Source organism: Archaeoglobus sp. (assembly GCF_017656475.1).
Taxonomy (GTDB): domain Archaea; phylum Halobacteriota; class Archaeoglobi; order Archaeoglobales; family Archaeoglobaceae; genus Archaeoglobus.
This window is the reverse complement of sequence record NZ_JACDNT010000011.1, coordinates 1-18,806: the sequence shown is the minus strand read 5'-3', so window position 1 is coordinate 18,806 and position 18,806 is coordinate 1. Positions and strand designations below refer to the sequence as shown.

General features: G+C 45.4%; 15 protein-coding genes. 7 read left to right on the top strand and 8 right to left on the bottom strand.

From position 1 onward, the window contains the following. Positions 1-14 precede the first annotated feature (14 nt). On the top strand, positions 15-1,187 hold the full coding sequence (locus tag H0Z19_RS04735; protein WP_290724348.1) for a CBS domain-containing protein: 1,173 nt from the start codon (positions 15-17) through the stop codon (positions 1,185-1,187). On the opposite strand, the gene hisD is transcribed toward H0Z19_RS04735, so the two are convergent. Together hisD and H0Z19_RS04725 are read right to left on the bottom strand one after the other, a co-directional pair. Beyond that, entirely contained in the window at positions 1,184-2,398 is a 1,215-nt protein-coding gene (gene hisD / locus H0Z19_RS04730; RefSeq protein WP_290724346.1) for a histidinol dehydrogenase, read from the bottom strand. The two genes, H0Z19_RS04735 and hisD, sit on opposite strands and share 4 nt — an antisense overlap. A gap of 25 nt (positions 2,399-2,423) precedes the next feature. Beyond that, positions 2,424-3,137, bottom strand: a complete 714-nt coding sequence (locus H0Z19_RS04725; RefSeq protein WP_290724344.1) for a TrmB family transcriptional regulator — start codon at positions 3,135-3,137, stop codon at positions 2,424-2,426. 54 nt (positions 3,138-3,191) lie between these two features. Between H0Z19_RS04725 and H0Z19_RS04720 the strand changes: the two genes are divergently transcribed. The 3 genes from H0Z19_RS04720 to H0Z19_RS04710 are packed head-to-tail and all read left to right on the top strand — an operon-like array spanning position 3,192 to position 6,333. Then, on the top strand, positions 3,192-5,231 hold the full coding sequence (locus tag H0Z19_RS04720; protein WP_290724342.1) for a COG1361 S-layer family protein: 2,040 nt from the start codon (positions 3,192-3,194) through the stop codon (positions 5,229-5,231). A gap of 32 nt (positions 5,232-5,263) precedes the next feature. Then, positions 5,264-5,593, top strand: a complete 330-nt coding sequence (locus H0Z19_RS04715; protein ID WP_290724340.1) for a nascent polypeptide-associated complex protein — start codon at positions 5,264-5,266, stop codon at positions 5,591-5,593. Continuing rightward, complete coding sequence (locus H0Z19_RS04710; protein ID WP_290724338.1) at positions 5,590-6,333, top strand: tRNA (adenine-N1)-methyltransferase; 744 nt, start codon at positions 5,590-5,592, stop codon at positions 6,331-6,333. The genes H0Z19_RS04715 and H0Z19_RS04710 overlap by 4 nt, the downstream gene beginning before the upstream one ends. Positions 6,334-6,888: 555 nt before the next feature. Here the strand turns inward: H0Z19_RS04710 and H0Z19_RS04705 are convergent. From H0Z19_RS04705 to H0Z19_RS04690, 4 genes are all read right to left on the bottom strand, one after another. Then, positions 6,889-8,097: a hypothetical protein gene (locus tag H0Z19_RS04705; protein WP_290724336.1), complete on the bottom strand. Its 1,209-nt coding sequence runs from the start codon at positions 8,095-8,097 to the stop codon at positions 6,889-6,891. A gap of 84 nt (positions 8,098-8,181) precedes the next feature. Then, positions 8,182-9,312 (bottom strand): cation:proton antiporter, encoded by a 1,131-nt coding sequence (locus H0Z19_RS04700; RefSeq protein ID WP_290724333.1) that lies wholly within the window; start codon positions 9,310-9,312, stop codon positions 8,182-8,184. Then, on the bottom strand, positions 9,309-10,481 hold the full coding sequence (locus H0Z19_RS04695; RefSeq protein WP_290724331.1) for an NAD-binding protein: 1,173 nt from the start codon (positions 10,479-10,481) through the stop codon (positions 9,309-9,311). Before H0Z19_RS04695 ends, H0Z19_RS04700 begins: the two co-directional genes overlap by 4 nt. Before the next feature lie 8 nt (positions 10,482-10,489). Next, on the bottom strand, positions 10,490-11,989 hold the full coding sequence (locus H0Z19_RS04690) for a 2-isopropylmalate synthase (protein ID WP_290724328.1): 1,500 nt from the start codon (positions 11,987-11,989) through the stop codon (positions 10,490-10,492). Positions 11,990-12,181: 192 nt separating this feature from the next. Between H0Z19_RS04690 and H0Z19_RS04685 the strand changes: the two genes are divergently transcribed. Beyond that, complete coding sequence (locus tag H0Z19_RS04685) at positions 12,182-13,702, top strand: acetyl-CoA carboxylase biotin carboxylase subunit (protein WP_290724325.1); 1,521 nt, start codon at positions 12,182-12,184, stop codon at positions 13,700-13,702. A gap of 38 nt (positions 13,703-13,740) precedes the next feature. Here the strand turns inward: H0Z19_RS04685 and H0Z19_RS04680 are convergent, their stop codons facing one another. After that, entirely contained in the window at positions 13,741-14,748 is a 1,008-nt protein-coding gene (locus H0Z19_RS04680; RefSeq protein WP_290724323.1) for a zinc metalloprotease HtpX, read from the bottom strand. Between the two features lie 155 nt (positions 14,749-14,903). Here H0Z19_RS04680 and H0Z19_RS04675 point away from each other — a divergent pair, with 155 nt between their 5' ends. Both H0Z19_RS04675 and H0Z19_RS04670 read left to right on the top strand, forming a co-directional pair. Further along, complete coding sequence (locus H0Z19_RS04675) at positions 14,904-15,590, top strand: hypothetical protein (RefSeq protein ID WP_290724321.1); 687 nt, start codon at positions 14,904-14,906, stop codon at positions 15,588-15,590. A gap of 16 nt (positions 15,591-15,606) precedes the next feature. Continuing rightward, positions 15,607-16,173: a hypothetical protein gene (locus tag H0Z19_RS04670; protein WP_290724318.1), complete on the top strand. Its 567-nt coding sequence runs from the start codon at positions 15,607-15,609 to the stop codon at positions 16,171-16,173. A gap of 10 nt (positions 16,174-16,183) precedes the next feature. Here H0Z19_RS04670 and H0Z19_RS04665 read toward each other — a convergent pair whose 3' ends face one another. Next, complete coding sequence (locus tag H0Z19_RS04665) at positions 16,184-18,064, bottom strand: hypothetical protein (RefSeq protein WP_290724315.1); 1,881 nt, start codon at positions 18,062-18,064, stop codon at positions 16,184-16,186. Positions 18,065-18,806 lie beyond the last annotated feature (742 nt).

Below are 18,806 nucleotides of genomic sequence, written 5' to 3'. Positions count from 1 at the left end.
AGGAGGTGATTGTTATGGACGCAGAGACATTAAAAGAGCTAATCAGGGATGATTTCGAGGTTATTAACGCAAGTGAAACGGTTTCAAAACTGTTCCCATTGCTTGAGAAGCTGGACAGGGATAAGGCAAACGCAATACTTGTAGAGGAGGATGGAAAGATAGTTGGTGTTGTAAGGGAGAAGGATTTGATTAGGGGGAGTGTTTTGAAAAACCCTCACGAAACGAAGGTTAAGTCCCTTCTCGTAAGAACCGGAAAAATTGATTTGAATGAGATTGACCCCTTCAAGGTTGCGAGAAGGTTTGTGGAGGATTCCACTCCTTTTGTGATTGTTCAGCTTGACGAGAAAAAGGTTGGGGTGATTTACATTAACGACTTCCTCAACGCCATAAAGGACGAATTTAAGGATGTAAAGGTTAGAGAAGTGATGAATCCTGAGGTGATAACAGTAAGGAGGTTCGACAGTGCTGCAAAGGCTCTCTCAGTGATGAGAAACCACGGAATAGACAGAGTCGTTGTTGTGGATGAAAACAACAAGGTAATAGGCATTTTGACTGGAAAGGATGTTGTTGACAGAGTTATTTCACCGAGAAAAAGAGCAAGAATGGGAGACTCAAGCGGAGAGAAGGAAAAGACGCTTTCAATCATGGTGGAAAGCATAATGAGTGCTCCCGTAGTTTCAGTTACGAGAAACGACTCCGTTGCAGAAGTTATCGAGCTTATGGTGGAAAACAGAATTTCAAGCGTCGTTGTTACGAGAGACGGCTTACCTGACGGTATAGTCATAAAGAAGGACATTCTTGAATACTACCTGAGGAAGGAGTCGAAGAAGGAGTTCAATGTTCAGATTACAACTTCTGACATATCTCTGGATGAGTTTGACAGAGAGGCGATAATGGAGGACTTTGAAAAGCTGATGAGAAAGTTTGCAGACTTCCTTGGAGAGTCCTACCTGTTCGTTTACATAAAGAGGCACAAGGAGCACTTCCGCAACCTGCCTCTGATTCACGTCAGGTTAAAGCTTGCAAGTGAGAAAGGCAATTTCATGGTGAGCGGAGAGAGCTGGGGAGTGGAGTATGCTGTACATGTAGCACTCAAGAAGCTCGAAAGAGAAATACTCAAGGAGAAAGAATTGCTGGAAGACAAAAGAATGGTGAAAAGATTCTACGAGGAGGTTTTGGAGTACTAAATTTTTTCCAGCCTTTTTTTGACGCTCTCAGCGTGACATCTCAACCCTTCAGCCTCTGCAATTTTTAGTATGGCGTCGCCAATTCTTTTCATTGTCTCCTCGCTAAGCATCTGAAAGGTGAAGTGCTTCATAAAACTCTCAACGCTCAGCCCACCATACATCTTTGCATAGCCGGCAGTTGGCAACACGTGGTTGGTTCCTGAGGCGTAATCTCCTGCAGCAACAGGAGAGAAGTTTCCAAGAAAAACGCTCCCTGCATTTTTAATTTTCCCCAGCCATTCCTCCGGTTTTTCTACTGCAACGGTCAGATGCTCCGGGGCAAACTCATTGGCGATATCAAATGCTTCAGCAAGGTCTTCAACCAAAAGAACTGCAAAGTTTTCAAATTCACCCACAGAGCTGATTTTCTCCTTAACCTTCTTGGCAACTTCTTGGGAATTGGTTATAACCACCGCAACTGCCATGGGGTCGTGCTCAAGCTGGGCTAGGCAGTCGTAGGCTATGAGCTCCGCATCGGCTGTCTCATCAGCAATGACAAGAATCTCTGAAGGGCCGGCTGGCATGTCTATGGCAACGTCCTTCGCCACAAGAAGCTTCGCTGCTGTCACATAGATGTTTCCGGGTCCCACAATCTTGTAAACTTTCTCCACAGTCTCTGTTCCGTATGCCATCGCAGCTATTGCCTGTGCACCTCCAGCTTTGTAAACTTCGTCGAAGTCGGCAATGTCGAGAGCAACAAGGGTGAGAGGGTTAATTCTGCCGTCTTTATCTGGAGGTGTGCAGGCAACGAGCTTCTCAACTCCGGCTATTTTTGCGGGAACGCCTATCATGAGGGCTGTTGAGGGGTAGCTGGCTCTCCCACCTGGAATGTAGGCACCAACCTTCTCGATGGGAGTGTAGATTTTCCCCATAACGCAGCCTTCGAACTCCACCTTCATCTCCCTCTCAACGGTGGTGACGTAGTGGAATCTGTGGATGTTCTCCTTCGCGACCTCAAGGGCGTCTATGAGGTTGTCATCAACGGCGTCGTATGCCCTGTCAAACTCCTCCTCTGCAACTCTCAGTTGTTCAAGCTCAACGCCGTCAAACTCTTTGGTAAAGCGAATTACGGCCTTATCTCCCTCTTTTCTTACAGCCTCAACAATAGGCTTCACTCTTTCAATGTAATCGTCAATGTTGACTCTGCTCCTCAACTTCTGGATTTCCTGCATGGTCTAAGTATAGTAGGGGAATAAATCACTTTGCCAGAAGTCCGAGAAATATCATTTTCTGGAAGAGTATGATTATGGGGAGGTTTATGCTTACACCCAGAAGCTCATCACCAGCCCTGTATACTCCAAAAGACTCGTAACCGGATATTAGAAGGAGCTCGAATCTGTAACACACTCCATCTATGACCGCATCGTTAAAAATCCCCGAAAACTCCTTTTTAAGCTCAAGTATTTTTACATTTAGCCCAGAAAACTTCTTGACATCATCGGTAACAACCGTGATTTCCTCAGGATTCTTAGTTTTGAGAATCATATCAAGGTAAGCTCTCTTTGATGTGATAACGAATACCTCGTCGCTTTTCTGCAGCATCGCCTTTGCTCTGTTCTTTATTCCTGCTACCCCCCTCACACACCACACCGGATGAAGGAGGGAAAAGTCCTCGGATTCCTTTATGCTCCTGATTGCAGTGTCAACCGCAGTTACAAACTGCTCCTTGTACTCCTCAAGAAAACTTTCTGGATCAATCGCCCTGAAAACGGCTGGAGAACTCTTTACCGTCTCTACCATACCCTTATCCTCAAGCGACCTGAGCACCTCATAAACTTTGTTTCTGGGAACGCCGCTCATTCTGTGAATTTCACTCGCCGTAGCCTCTCCCTTCATCGCGAGAGTTGCGTAAACCCTTGCCTCATAGTCCCTGAATCCCAGCTTCTTGAGAACCTCCACAGTTTCATCCATTGTTACTACGAGGGTAACAACAAAATTATAAACTTTTTTGGTTTGAAATGAAACATGCGTGCGTTGATATTTACTTTAACCCTCTTATCTCTGCTCATGTATCCCGCAGTAGCAAGCGCTCAGCAGATTTCGGCAAACATTGATTTTCACGCAAGCGTGGCGGGAAGCAACGTGTTACATCCAGGAGATAAGAAAGCGGTGACGATTCTGCTCTCGTGTGAGGTTACAGGAGGACTTGATAGCCTCCCGATAAACGAGAACACATCTGAAATGATTCCAATGCTCTCAACAGCAAAATCGGTTATTCTCGACCCTCATAGCTCGATAATTGAGGTCGAGAGTGAAACAATACTTGTTGGCGATTTGCCGTGCGGAATTGTGAGGCCGGTAAACATTGTTGTTGAGGTTGATAAGAACGCCTACGAAGGAAAGCACAAGCTACACTTCGATGTGGATTATTCAAAAACAGTACTTAATTTTGATGGAAAGAACTATACTCTAAGCTACTCTGAGGAGCAGGACAGTGTGGAGGTCGAATTCGAAATTAAAAAGAAAGACTACGATTTTGAAGTCGTTTCAGTTTCATCGGACCTTGTTACAGGGAGAGAAGGAGTCCTTAAAGTTAAGGTGGAAAACACCGGAGAAAAGCCACTGGAAAATGCCGTATTCATGTTGAATGCAACACCTCCGCTGGTGGTTGAGCCAAAAGCTATGAGCGTCTATGCCGGGAATCTTGACGTTGGAGAATCGTTTGAGGCGATGTTCAAGGTTTATGTTCCTGAAGGCGTTTTCCAGCAGTCTTATCCCGCTGAGGTTGTAGCGGTCTTCAGAACTTCTTCAGGAATGCCATATAAGGTTTCAAAACCCGTCGGACTGAAAATCGAGGGCGTTGGTTATTTCGAGGTCGAGAAGATTGGAGAATTTCTTAGCCCTGCAAAAACTCTGAGAGTTGAGCAGAGCGTCCAGATCCCTTCTATTCCGATGCTTCAGCAGAGCTTTCAGCAAAGCTCAGAGCAAAAAATGAGCAACATTGTTACCATTCCTTCAAGAGGTTACATAGCGTTGAGAATAACCAACACAGGCGAAAAAATCAGGGATGCGTTTGCCATGCTGACCTTCGACAACCCTCTGTTGAAATCCACGAGCACACCGTACCTTGGAGATTTGGACAAGGGGGAGAGCAGGGATGTTGTGTTCTACATCACATCCACCGCTCCACCGGGAAGCTATCTCGGCTATGTGGTGATAAAATACAAGGACGAGTACGGAGATGAGGCTTTCGGTCCGAAAATTTACATTAATGTTGAGGTGAAGCCGGAGCCTGCTTTGAGTGTTTCGGAGGTTAAGACTTCCAATCTCGGCATCGGACTTGTTGGAGAGGTCAAGCTCAGCTTTGCCGAGTCTGATGCGAGAAACGTCAAGTTATACCTGCTCTCTCCGGACTCAACCGTCAGTCCCGCAACGTCTTCATCATACGTTGAAGGTTCTGGTGACACCGCGACCTTCAGAGTAAAGGTATCCGATGACGCTGTTGCAGGTAAGCACATCCTTTACCTCGTCGAAACTTTTGATGATGAGTATGCAAGCGATCTTGTCAGTGTTGAGGAATTTGCGATCTACATTGCTCCGAAGCTTGCGGCATTTCAGGTTGTATCGGTGAAGAGCGATTTGGTGCCCGACTCTACAGGAGAAGTTGTGATTGAGCTTAAGAATGCTGGAAGCGCGGAGATATACAACGCAGTGGTGATGCTGGAAGTTTCTCCACCGCTTAGCATTGCAGGGACAGGTACTTTTGGCGGAATGCTTGGAGAATCGAAACCCGGAGAGTACTTCGTTGGAACTGTGAATCCTGGAGAGACAGTTACAGCTAAGTTCAGGGTTGAAGTTGACAAGGATGCAGGCGAAGGGAGCTATCCCGCTTCGATCAAAGTAAGGTACTACGATGAATCAAACTACGAGCACACATCGAACTCAATTGTGATATCGCTGGATGTGAAGCCTTCCCCACCCTACATACTGTATGCTGCGATTTTTATTGCTGCAATTGGCTTTCTGATAGCTGCAGCAATTGTGCGGAAGAGGAGAAAGCAGTAAAAACTTTTTTAACCTCCTCTACTATTTTCCTCATGCTTCCAATGAATCCCAAGCAGATGAAAAAGATGATGAAGCAGATGGGCATAGAGATGGAGGAGATTGACGCTGAAGAGGTTATCATCAGAACGAGCGATGAAGAACTCATTTTCCGCAGTCCCACGGTCTCCAAGATTTCGGCGAGGGGGGTTGAGACCTTCCAGGTTGTTGGGGAGTATGAGGTAGTAAAAAGACCACCGAAAATCAGCGAGGAGGATGTAAAGCTAATCATGGAGCAGGCAAATGTTGACAAGGAGACTGCGAGAAAAGCTCTTGAAGAGGCAGGAGGAGACTTGGCTGAGGCTTTGATGAAGCTGCAAGAATGAAGCCCCCAGTCGTCTTATCGAGGGGAAAGCACAGCTTTCTCGTTGAAAAGTTTGAGGGAAAGCTCCACACCCATCACGGTATAATAGACCTTGAGGAGCTTAAAGGGAAAAATTACGGGGAAGAGGTAAGAACGCATCTCGGCGTTAAGTACCGCATAGTCCCTTTCAACCCCGCAGATTTTTTCAGACACTTCAAAAGAGGAGCTACACCGATAATGCCAAAGGACATAGGTGCTATTATCACCTATACCGGCCTCTCTCCCGACTCGCTGATTTTTGATGCCGGAACCGGCAGTGGAATTCTCGCTGCATACCTCGCTTACTTCAACAAGTACGGTGAAGTTGTTACGGTGGAGAAAAGGCCAGACTTCGCGAAAATTGCCAGGAAGAACTTCGAGACTGCGGGGCTTAAGAACATCCACCAGATTGTGGGAGATGCCTTGCAGGTGGCAGATGGCCTTAAGGTCAAATTTGACCTCATAACTCTGGACATGAAGGATGATGTGGCCTTTATCAGGAAAGCGAAAGAAATACTGAAACCCGGAGGTCATGTTGTGGTCTACAACCCATACATTGAGGCGGCGAGGGATGTATACAGGGAGATGGAGAAGCAGGGATTCAAGGAGCTTGAGGCTTTCGAGCTTCTGAGAGTTGATCTGGACATTAAAAGAGTTGGAACGAGAACCTCAACAAAGGTCTGGCATACTGGCTATCTTGTTTTTGGAAGGTATCTGGGGTAGTGTGGTTGCTTCTCGTTAGGTTAAACGGTAACTAAAACAAAAAACGATTGCGGATCACAGAAATGTATTCTTTCCCCGTTTAAAGGAGAACACAGCCAAGAGGTTTAGCAACAACCCATAGATTCCGAGTAAAATTCCAGATATGCGTGCCTCGTGAGTGATCAAGGGGATAATTGTAAAGTTCGTAAGATAAAATAAACCCACGCCAAAATGGTGAAATACAACAATAAAATAGATTTTATCTAATTTGTTTTTGAATATTTGAAAGGCGATATACGTCTGCATGGCAATAGAAATTGTTAGAAGCGGGTAATACAAAGAATAACTGGAGAATATTTGTTGATATGAAATTGGAGTGTTCCAGCGAAAAAATCCGTAGGGGATAACACCTACAAAGCTTCCGAGCGGAAAAATGAAAGCTGCAAAGATTGGGAGAATTAAAATCCAGTCCAACAGAGAGTATGGAGTCAGACATACTACCAAAATAAAAATGCCTACAAAGTATCCATAAAGGCAGACCCTATTAAAAATGAAGAGTAGCTTGCCTTTCATCGTTCACCCTCCAAAAAGGCTAAATTGATACTTCAAATCGTTGTATCCTAGTTTTGGTAACAGGTTATCCCTGCAAATTCCAAAGTACCACTCTACTGTTACCGGTGATTGCCAAGGCTCATCAACTAACTCGTACCATGTAACAAAAGCCAAATAATGTCGCTGCGCCTTCTGTCTTATTGCTGGTAAAGCCGAGTTAATGAAATTCCGCTGCTCGTCTTCTCCGTGACCTACTAAGTCAGAGTATGTAGAAAACCCTGTCTCCATCACTGCAGCCTGTTTTCCATGTTGATCCGCTATGTTAAACAATGTATCAAGCTCATTCCAGTGATTGTATGGTTGATCACTCCAAGTTCCGGGATAATGGTCGATAGCAATTATATCTATGCAACTACCAGCCCTATCAAGCCAGTACTCAAGCCAGTAGTCCCACTCAGACCAGTCTGCGAAACCATTGACTATTGTCTTGTAGTAAATTTCATATTCATCAAGCCCGTCGTGTAAAGCTTTAATGTATTCGTGGTCATCGTACCAGTCTATTGGATCAGTTGGATGGTTCAACTCATTTCCGAGCTGATAATACACGAGAAGATACCAGTACTCCTGAGCTATTTTGGCAGCATACTGTTTTGCTTCAAGCAAGAAGCCCTGGGTAACTTGAGCTTGTATTATTGCCTTTCCATTCACAACGTAAAGGTTTCTTACTGGTATTTTGCTCTCCTTTGCCAGCTTCATCGTCTCATTAACCTCAACCTCACCTCTTGGAATTTTAACTGTTTTTCCATTTATCTTTGCTTCAATCGTTCCAGATTTTGAAACCAGCAAATTCCTAACCCAGTTGGGAAATCCTCCACTGCTTCCAAGAACTACGATGGCATCCATCCCCTCCTGATGAATTTTGTTTATTATTGCTCTGTAGTAAGCAATCGCATTCTCATTGAACTGATCTTTTTGAGGCTCAATATCCTTCCACCAAATATCGAATCGAATGTACTTGGCATTCAGATCCTTGGCTTTCTGGATCATCTGAACGTCTTTTTGAGGTAGCGGATCTCCGGCATGCCAACCTTCGGGATAGTGAAAGTGAATGCAAATCGCCGTTTTTGAAACCGATTCTGCGCTGTGTATGCTCGTTACGTCGGTAGCTACCACTCTCGCTGTACAGCTCAACACAACCAGCGCAACTAAGAAGACACAAACTCTCTTCCACATGTAATCACCACATTGACTTGTTATCTCTGATATAAGTATTTTACTATCATGTGTCAAATTGGATACAGCAAACTGCATGGAAGCTTACAACCCGTTATGGTATCTGGGATAAAGCAGGCGGAATAGCGTTGGAGACAGCAGACAGGATATTATCGTGAATGAGACGAGTGCTGTAGCTTCCAGCTCGGAGATGACTCCAGATGCTATACCAATCGCTACACCGGCAATTGTGAGGCTTAGTTTTGTTGATTGGAGAAAACCCATGGACATCGCCCTTCTCAGACCGAAATTCGGAATGAAAATCATTGATGGGATGATCTTAACAGCAAAAGAGACGGCAAGAAGAAGCAGAATAAGATCCAAACCCTCTTCGGCTTGAGCGATGTTAAGCTCACTGCCCGTTTTGATGAAAAATATGGGAATGAAGAAGCCGAACCCCATGCCGTACAGCTTGTCGTAGAGCTTTTTCCCACCCCTGAATGTTATCGAAAGCAGAACTCCGGCAAGGAATGCTCCGAGAATTGCCTCAACTCCCAGAAAAGAGCTCAGACCGACGAAGAGAATCATGATTGCCAAGCTCCCCCTCACACCAATCTCAGACGGCTCGTCGGAGAACCACTTTGATATGAATTCCGGGAAGTACCATATAACCAGCTTGCCGAATCTGTATGCTGCGAGGAAAACCAGAATTATGGCGAACGCGAAAGCGATCTGCAAATAACCAGTGAGGAAGTAAATCGAGAGGAGAAACATTGTCGAGAAATCAGAAACGAGGGCTGCAACGATGTTCAGCTGGCCGAACTCCTCTTTATCAGTTCCAATTTCTCTTAACACCGAAACAACCACACCGACGGCAACATTGGTCAGAATTATCGCGTAAAAAAAGCTTAATCCTGCTAAAATGGTAAAAGCGGCACTGAGGGAGAGTGAAAGGATGAAGAATGCGACCACCTTTTTAAGATGTCCACTTTTCAAAACTGTTTCAGCATCTATCTCAAGTCCAGCAAGGAACATGAGGAATATTAGTCCAAAAAGGGAGAGGAAGGAGAGCCACTCAGAAGAATAGATTACGTTAAGAAAGCTCACACCAAAAACCATGCCGAGAATTATTTCCAGAACAACAGCCGGCACTCTGATTTTTTCGGCTATTATGGGCGATATAAAGGCAATGACGGAGATGAGGGCAATGGTTGTGAACTGCTCTATCTCACTCACTCCACCACCACAACCGATGTTTCCTTATCCAGAATAATTTTCCAGAGGATACCTCTGTCAATATTCCCAACATCGTTTGTGAGGGAGAGAATTACCAAGTTGTATCCGCTTTTGAACTCCCTCACCGCATCAACCATCGGATTTCCAGTTGAGACCTCAACCTCAAGGCCAGTTTCTGTGAACTTCGAGAAATGCTTTATCTGCTCTTCATCGAGAAACAGAACCTTCACCTTACCAAAAAACCTTGAGAACGCCTTTGCAATGTTTATCATCACATCCGGGTTTGAGTTGTTCACCAGAGCAAGGATTTTCCTGTAGTCTTCCTTTCCCGATAAAATGAGTGTCGGAAAACTCGAAACGAGCAGCTTCAAAACGTCTTCATTTTTCTCTTTCAGCGTAGTTGCAATCAGGTCAAACTCATCGCTCCTCTTGAGAATCTTAACAGCCTCTTCAAGGTTCACGCTATCTGAACGTCCTTCGAGAACGCAGGCGTAAGCATTACCAACCTTTTCGAAGACAATAAGGTTAGCTCCGAACCTCTCTGCCACCATCTCCGCTTCTTTTATTTCTTTTTCCGTCATTTCACTTTTGAGGAGGAGTATGTTGTCGAAAGGGTTCTTTGTCAACCTAACCTGCTCACCGCAGACAAGCGCTAAGGTGTCCCCAGCCCTCATCTCAAGCTCCGGAAAGGGCTGCAGAACTTTCCCATCTCGAAAAATGGAGATAACCATGCAATCCTCGCCGGCATCGTATTCTTTGAGCGTCTTGCCGTCCATCTCTTCTCCAACCTTTATTTCGAAATATCTGTTCTTCTCAAAAATTGTCGAGAGCAAAGCCTCGACTGAACCACAGATTCTCGATATTCCTTCTGATTCGTAAAGCCAGCACTTCTCCTCATCTCTCGCAATGGCGAAAACTTCGAATCCGAGTAGCTTGGCAACCTTTGCAACCTTCAGGTTGAATTCATCATCATCTGCGAGAATTATCTTGCTATCTGTATCAAACCTTGCAAGAACTTCTGGATTTGAGGCATCTTCGTTTAAAACCTCAAATCCCCTCTCAGCGAGTCTCTTGGCTGAATTCGCATCTCTATCAATAATTATGCAGTCGGGAAGCTTTGAGGCTATTCTTGCCGCTCTATCTCCAGTCGAAACGAGAATGTATTCCATCTACCACCTCAAGGCTTTCTCCTCTTCATTCTCAGCAGGTAGTTAACTGCATTAATGACTGCATTGATTGAGGCCATGACGATGTCTTGTGCAGCACCTCTTGAGGTGAAGGTGTGTCCTTCATCATCCTCAACCGTAACGTAAACCTCAGCCAAAGCATCGCTTCCTCCGGTTATAGCATCCATCCTGAATTCCGTTATTCTGATGCTCTCTCCTACAAGCGAGGTGACGGCTTTGAGGGATGCGTCAACCGGTCCAACTCCGATAGCAGACGTCACCTTCCTATTTCCAAAAACCTCTGCGTTCAGAACCGCAGTCGGAGTGATCTTGTTTCCTGTCAGAACCGTAACCTCATCAACGAGAATTGCCTTTTCCTCTTTCTTCAGCTCACCGATGACAACTTCCGCAATGGCGAACAAGTCCAGGTCTGTTACCCTCTTACCCTTATCTCCCATTTCCTTTACCTTCTCGAACACCTGGTTAAGCTGCTCCTCGTCAAGGTGGTAGCCGGCCTCCTCAAGGATCTTCTTTATCTGGTATCTCCCGGCATGCTTCCCTATTACTATTCTCCTCCTGTGTCCAACCATTTCAGGAGTAACAACTCCCGGTTCGAATGTTGAGAACTCTTTCAGCACTCCGTGTGCGTGTATTCCGCTTTCGTGGCTGAAAGCATTCTCCCCAACAATGGGGTGGTTTGGTGGCATCTTCACTCCGGTGAGCCTTTCAACAAGCTTTGAAGTTTCAAAAAGGTGTTCAGTTTTAATGTTAGTCTTTATTCCCTCAATGGCGTGAAGAATCATAACTACCTGAGCGAGGTCTGCATTTCCTGCTCTCTCGCCTATTCCGTTCACGGTAACCTGCACCTCATTAGCTCCAGCCATAACCGCTGCGTAGGTGTTGGCAACAGCCAAACCAAAATCGTTGTGGCAGTGGACATCTATCGGAACCTTCAGATGCTCTCTGAGCTGCTTGATTAACTCGTAAAATTTGAAGGGGGTTGCCACACCTACGGTGTCGGGAACGTTCACCACGTCAACCTTTGCCTCCTCAACGGCCTTGAAAATCTGCTTCAGGTATTCAACCTCCGTTCTTGTGGCATCCATGGCAGAAAACAAGCATTTAACGCCGTGAGACTTAATGTACTCAACACACTCAACCGACTTCTCGATAATTTCCTCTCTTGACATTTTTACGGTGTGTTCAATCTGAATTTTTGAAGTTGGGACGAAAATATGAACCATATCAACGTTAGCCTTGAGAGCAGCATCGATATCCTCCTTAACGATTCTCGCGAGACCACAAACTTCTGCATTAAGACCGAGGGAGCTTATCTCCTTAACCGACTCAAACTCGCCTTTGGTTGCTGAGGGGAATCCAGCCTCAATAACGTCAACACCGAGCTTGTCGAGCTGCTTTGCTATTCTAATTTTGTACTCCTGCGGGAGCGACACTCCTGGCATCTGCTCTCCATCTCTTAGAGTTGTGTCGAAAACTTTGATAGTGTTCATCACTGTTGAAACTAAGCCAGGCTGTAAATTGTTTTCGGTATCCAACATAACAATTTATTGAGATAAATAAAATTCTGAACATCTACTACAAACTGAATACGTATTCCTGTTGCGTTTACTTGCATTTTACGTATTTCTCTCCTTCTATTTGAAAAAAGGTTTTTAAACCGGTGGTTTTAGCCTTAAAACTGGATGTTCAGCAAAATTCTGGTGGCAAACAGGGGGGAAATTGCAGTAAGAGTGATGAGAGCGTGCAGGGAGCTTGGGATAGAGAGCGTTGCAGTTTACAGTTCTGCAGACAAAAGAGCCTTTCACAGAGTTTATGCGGATGAATGTTACTACATAGGCAAAGCAGATCCGAGGAGCAGCTATCTCAACATTGATAAGATTATCGAGGTTGCGAAGAAATCCGGGGCAGAGGCAATTCATCCCGGTTACGGATTTCTGGCAGAAAACGCGGAGTTTGCGGAGAGGTGCGAGGAGGAAGGGATCGTATTTATAGGCCCCTCTCCTGAGGTAATACGCATCGCAGGTTCAAAGGTGAAATCAAGGGAGATGATGCAGAAAGCAGGAGTGCCTGTGATTCCGGGTTCGCCGAGAGTTGAGAGTGTTGATGAGGCGAGGGAGTGGGCTGAGAAAATTGGCTATCCTGTAGCCCTTAAAGCATCCGGTGGAGGGGGCGGGATAGGCATTGTTGTTGTTAACAGCCCGGAAGAGCTTGAGGATGCGTTCAGGAAGTCGAAGAAGCTGGGTGAGAGGTACTTCAAGGACTCTACCGTTTACCTCGAAAAGTATCTTGCAAAGCCGAGGCACATAGAGGTGCAGATTCTCGCAGACCATCACGGAAACGTTATTCATCTGGGCGAGAGGGAGTGCAGCATTCAAAGGAGGCATCAGAAGCTCATAGAGGAAGCCCCATCTCCGGCGCTGAATGACGAGATGAGGGAAAGGATTGGGAAACTGGCGGTAAAGGGTGCTAAGGAGATAGAATACACCAACGCAGGGACTTTTGAGTTTCTCTACGAGTACGGGAACTTCTACTTCCTTGAGATAAACTCAAGGCTTCAGGTGGAGCACACAATAACGGAAATTGTCACCGGAATTGACATCGTTAAGTACCAAATTCTGATTGCCAGCGGAGAGGAACTAAGGCACAAGCAAGAAGATGTGAAGATACGGGGACATGCGATTGAGTGCAGAATAAACGCTGAAGACCCGGTCAACTTCTATCCGAGAAGTGGCAGAATTGTGCACTACAGAAGTCCCGGTGGGATAGGGGTGAGAGTTGATAGTGGCATCCACATGGGTTACAGAATTCCAGAGGAGTACGACAGCATGATATCCAAGCTGATAGCCTACGGCGAGACAAGGAGGGAGGCTATTGCGAGGATGAAGAGGGCTCTCTACGAGTACATCATAGAGGGTGTGGAGACGAACATACCGTTCCACGTTGCGGTGATGAACGACGAGGAGTATGTGAAGGGCAACATCCACACAAAATTCGTGGAGGAGAGGAACATAGCAGAGAATGTCAAGGAATACATGGCCGCCTTCAGACCCATCAAGGCCAGGCTTGACGAAATATTCATGGAGAGCGACCTCTCAAGGGAGGAAATATCCGCAATTGTTACAGCAATCGACCTATATGAAGAGGAGGAAGAATACGGAATTGAGCAAAGAATCTGGCAGGCGATTTTCAGCCTGGGTGCCTGAGATTTTTCCTAATTTTGAACCCAACAAGCTCCAAAAATTTAAAAAACTCTGATGCTCTCAATAAACCTTAACCTCTTCGGCAGTGGTGGGTGTGTTGACAGGAACTCCTGTATCGGGCTTATCTTCATGTTCTTAAGAGCCTCGATGTCCGCTCTCGTTATCGGCTCAGCCACAGCGTTGGTGAATGCATATATGAAGAGAGTTCTGAACTTGCTGTCCTGTATAGGGGCGAGGTAGTCAGGGTAGCGGTGGTAGAAGAGGTGTATCTTTGCTAAGCTCCTCTGCATGGCGTCTTTGTTCGTCGCCCTGACTCCTTCAAAGTCCGCGTAGTATTCTCTGAGCCTGCTGAAGGCGAGAACGAGTATTTGCACGATGAAGGAAATTAAAACTGCCGCTATGCCGATTATCGCAAGCTGAGCACCCCTTCTGTCGTCTCTAAATGAGGAGTGAATCAGAGCGTAACCGAGGTAGAATATTACTGAGGGCAGCAAGCCGAACAGGAGCATTACCGCATTGTCTTTGTGCTTGTGGTGGCCGAGTTCGTGGCCTATTACTGCTTCAAGCTCCTCCTGACTGAGCATTCTCATCAATGATTCTGAGACTGCAACGTACTTGCCTGTCAGGAAGTTGCCGTACGCAAAGGCATTTGGTGGTGCTCTCACAATGACGGCCTTTGGTGGCCTCATGTTCAACCTCCTGGCAACGCTGTTTACGACCATCTGGAGCCTTTCATCCCTCTCAGCCCCGTAGCTCAGGTTGATGATGTAGGGGGAGAAAAGGTACATCAGGAGGTTGATGGCGAGCAGGAAGATTATAAGGCCGTAGAAGCTGATGTAAACTCCGGAATAGGCGAGTATCAGGTATATGATGGCGGCTGAGATTGAGAGAATCATCGCAGCTAAGAGAACCATTGACGTGAAAAGGGAGAACTTTCCCGAGACTCTGCTGGCAACCTTGGGGGCTATGGTGGAGGCCAAGAGCAGCATCACAAGATAGCCCACCATCGCCAGCATCATGTATATCGGGTCGAAGAAGTACAGCATCATGTTTGTTTATTGGTTCTTGGGGGTTTATATTTTTAGTTCTGGTAGGAAGTGGTGTTTTGATTGTTGTTACTTCACAAAAACGCCCTACCGGTTGGAGCGAATCTTTATCCAGAAAGTTAAGAAAATTTAAATTGTTCAACACACTGCATAAAATTGTGAGACTACTGCTACCTTTTGTAGTCTTGGCCCTTGCCATACCTGCCTCAGGATGGAGTATGGCTTTTGATATAGCAAAATCTCCCGATGGCGGATATATTATAGCTGGTGCTACCGGGCTGAACTATAAGTGGAGCTATGCATGGCTCATAAAGGTCGACTCGCAAGGTAATGAGATCTGGAATAGAACATATGTTGGAGAGTGCAGGTCGCAGGTGTGGAATATTGATAGAGTTGATAAAGGGTATGTGGTTGGAGGTGTTACGGGTTGTCATGGTAATGATGCCTGGATTATAATGTTAGATGATGCTGGCAACGTTCTTTGGCAGAAAAAGTATGATTACGGTGGTAAGGGAGACAGCGCAACTTCAATAGTAGGAGATGGAAAGAGAGTTATCGCATCGATTACAATAGCACCGTGTAAAGATGGTTGTATAAATGAGGATGTATGGTTTGTGCAGTTTGATGAGAGAGGTAGAGAGCTGTGGAAGAATGAAATTAATTACAGAGACTATGACAGTATCAAGCGAGTTAAAAAGACGGCAGACGGGGGATATATTGGTGTTGGAAGCGTGGGGGATTACAGAGGAGGGCTTAGGCTCTACGGCAACTACGACATCTTGGTGGTGAAGTTTAACAGGAAAGGAGAAGTGGAGTGGAACAGAACCTTTGATTTCGGGCTTTGACGACATTGCATGGGATGTGGCGGAAGTAGAGGATGGATACATAATCGTTGGGGAAGTGTGGAATGTAAAAGTAGAGAATTTTGCAAACACGACCACTCCTGTTAAAGCCATCGCTTTAAAACTCGATAAAAACGGAAACTTGGACTGGAAAAAATTTTTTAAGTATGGTAGGATTACGGCCGGTTGGTCGGTGACTGCAAACAAAGATGATAAGGTTATTGCAGGTTCTGGAGGGAATGAGAGTGGCTTTATCTGGGTTAGTGCGATGGGTGAATGGAATAAAACAATAAAAAGAAATTTCACTTTTCTATCATTTGTGTTTGGAACTGTGAGAATTCTAAATAGTACTGATGGGTATTTGGTTGTGAGTAGCAAGGAGTGTAATGGAACTACCTGCATCTGGCTTGGGAAACTTAGCCTTGATGGAAAGCTGATTTGGGAAAAAACTTATGAGGGATTGGACAATGTCAAAATCTCGAACACATACATAGTTGAAAAAGAACCGAACTCGTCTCCAGTAGTGGCTGTTTTTCTGCTTACTGTTGCAATTTTGGTGGGCTACCTAATATACTACATGTCTTAGCAAGCAAGTGTTAATAGTCAGATATCCAGTTTCCGAAGCTCCAGCCGGGTGAATTGGGGACATATTCCATAATCGGGATGTGGTGCAGGATTGTTACAACGAAGGAAGTTATCTGATCTAGCAATTTCATCAACTGATAATTTACGGACTCCTTCTCGTCATAAGGCATCTGTACTCTGTACTTGAGGAAGTAGTTCAGAGATGTTGACCCATCCACAGGTCCGGTTATGTTTGGCAAGTATGTTAAGGCTGTTCCTACAGTGTTTGCAAATTCTGACCTTAGAGTGGAATTTGTTACTATGTATTTGACAATCCTTGCGTTATCGTATAGCTGGGTAAACATTGATACGATAAAAGGATGAATTGTGTTATTTCCACTGGCCTGAAGTATCCATAGTGTCTCATCAAGGTAAGGTATGAAGTCCAGCAAAAATTTGTTAAAAGCCCTATTTGCAAGTATAATGTTATCTTCACCACTCTGAGGATACCGATCCTTCCAGTGCCACAGTTCCTCTCCTATGACTTTTATGTTGTAGGCCAAGTTGCGAAGTAAGTAGTATATCCACGTTGGATAGAAGTTCTGCCAGCCATCTACATCATCATCTGCCGGATAACTCCCGCTCGGCATGGATGTAACGAGTGCTGTAAATGGGTGAATTCCCCAGCGATGGCCGATAACCAGCCCAACGACATGCTGATTGTCAGCAGCTAAGCCAATAAAGCTGAGGGTACCAAGGCCGCCGTTGGGCCAGGGTCTAATTACAGGTATTATAAGCGTGAGACCGTTTTTTGCAAGATACTCTGTAGCACCAGGAGACATTCCAATATCGGCACCTAATATCTCTAAGAGAGTGCAATGAAGTCTACAATTTCCACCTCCACAACCCTCATGACCGCTATACTCTGTCGTACTAAGCAATCCGCTTAAAGTGTTGTATTCCTTACATACAAACATAGCCGACTTTCCGACTTCACCTAGGGCGTGATCCGGCAGGTTGAATTGCAAAAGTGGTCCAAACCTGTATCCGCTCATATAAGTTCCACAGTCATGAGCACTCACATTGCCATCACGCTCCCTGATGCAGCATCCTGCAGGATAAGTGGCTATGATTATCCCTCTACCGTTTCTGCAGCTATCCATTCCGGGGCAGTATGGACTGTCGTCGGGACCTACACATGCAGGATAACATTCAGAATCCATATCGTTTGTGTTACCGTTGACACCTTCAGTTTCACCATCGTTATCGTTGTTTGGGTCAACCACGCCCATCTTCCACAGCAAAAAGTCCCAGTTGTCGAAGTGCTGAGCTACCGGTATATTGTATCCTCCAATGTTAACGTGAGAAACATCTTCCGGTTCGGCAATCCATCTTATCCTTACCCAATCCCCACCACCAACGTCCCAATAGCGGCCAATTAATGTGATGTCGTAACTTCCGGGGGTTATGGCTATATTGTTGGCAAAATCCTCTTCATTACATGCAGAACTGGCCTCATATGGCACTCCGTTAGCGATACCATCGCCAACACCAACATTGAGCGTCACACGCCACTTATCAGTCACTCCACCATCAATCGGCCTTCCGCTAACAGTAGCCCAGCCAGTCGAATCCATAGCACCCCCTCCAAATGTTCCACTACCACCGTCCCATTCTGCTTTGAGATAAAATGACGGGTAGTAGGGAATTGGTGTGCCTTCTGTGGTTGTTGCTCTTGCCTGCACGCGTATTGCATCGTCATCAAAAAATCCATCCCAGTCACGCGGGACAGTTGAAGCATCGTAATCCACACACGCTTGCTGAACGTATGCATCGTTAACCTCTACGATGAGTTCGATGTAGTCTGTCTGGGGTTGGCCGTCGCCATCAAACCATCCGTCAGAATATCCCACAAATGCTAAGTGGAGGTAGCCATTGGGTGAAATATAATTGTCTGGATCATGCTCTGGACTTGCAAGGGTGTAATCTATCCACTGAGAAGAAGTGCCATCAATGTAAGCATTAGTATTTAACCAGCTCCCAACACTCCAGTTGTAGATGAAAAGTCTAACATCGTCATTTGAATCATCTGCCCGCCCGTACCACCTTATGCGTATACTATCAATTGCATTTTCCTCTGACGGTAGTTTAAAAATAAAGTAGTGCGTCTCGTAACCCGGATCAGCCATATCGCCGTCCTGATACCAGATCTGCTGATACTCGGCATCGGTGAATTCATCGTAGGTTCCAGGAGGAGTTGTTTCCGATGAGGGGTTACCTTTTGGTGTGCCGCTTTCGTGATCGTATTCATAAGCGTTAAAATATGGATAGGACTGGGTGATTCCAGCAAAATTTATCGTATAAGTCTTCGCCTCAACCACATTAACGACGGCAAAACTCAACACGGTGATTAGCAGTATGAGCGTTATTGATCTCACAGGTCTATGATGCATAATTAAATTATTAAAATTTTTCGCTAAAAATGTTAATGGTGATAATGTTCATTTTTAGCGTCAAAAATAGTTATGGACTGTGCTTGTGGCGGCAATATTAAGTCTCTTGAGATTATCTTTTGATATTCGAGTAATTCCCATAATTACCGGACCTGTCCACTTAACACAAACACCACCTCAATCGGTTGTAGTACAGCATAAA

Bases quoted from the DNA above. Each gene is read 5' to 3' on its own strand.
- H0Z19_RS04695 (WP_290724331.1), bottom strand. From the start codon at position 10,481: ATGGAATACATTCTCGTTTCGACTGGAGATAGAGCGGCAAGAATAGCC.
- H0Z19_RS04685 (WP_290724325.1), top strand. From the start codon at position 12,182: ATGTTCAGCAAAATTCTGGTGGCAAACAGGGGGGAAATTGCAGTAAGA.
- H0Z19_RS04680 (WP_290724323.1), bottom strand. From the start codon at position 14,748: ATGATGCTGTACTTCTTCGACCCGATATACATGATGCTGGCGATGGTG.
- H0Z19_RS04735 (WP_290724348.1), top strand. From the start codon at position 15: ATGGACGCAGAGACATTAAAAGAGCTAATCAGGGATGATTTCGAGGTT.
- H0Z19_RS04710 (WP_290724338.1), top strand. From the start codon at position 5,590: ATGAAGCCCCCAGTCGTCTTATCGAGGGGAAAGCACAGCTTTCTCGTT.
- hisD (WP_290724346.1), bottom strand. From the start codon at position 2,398: ATGCAGGAAATCCAGAAGTTGAGGAGCAGAGTCAACATTGACGATTAC.
- H0Z19_RS04725 (WP_290724344.1), bottom strand. From the start codon at position 3,137: ATGGATGAAACTGTGGAGGTTCTCAAGAAGCTGGGATTCAGGGACTAT.
- H0Z19_RS04715 (WP_290724340.1), top strand. From the start codon at position 5,264: ATGCTTCCAATGAATCCCAAGCAGATGAAAAAGATGATGAAGCAGATG.
- H0Z19_RS04720 (WP_290724342.1), top strand. From the start codon at position 3,192: ATGCGTGCGTTGATATTTACTTTAACCCTCTTATCTCTGCTCATGTAT.
- H0Z19_RS04690 (WP_290724328.1), bottom strand. From the start codon at position 11,989: ATGAACACTATCAAAGTTTTCGACACAACTCTAAGAGATGGAGAGCAG.
- H0Z19_RS04705 (WP_290724336.1), bottom strand. From the start codon at position 8,097: ATGTGGAAGAGAGTTTGTGTCTTCTTAGTTGCGCTGGTTGTGTTGAGC.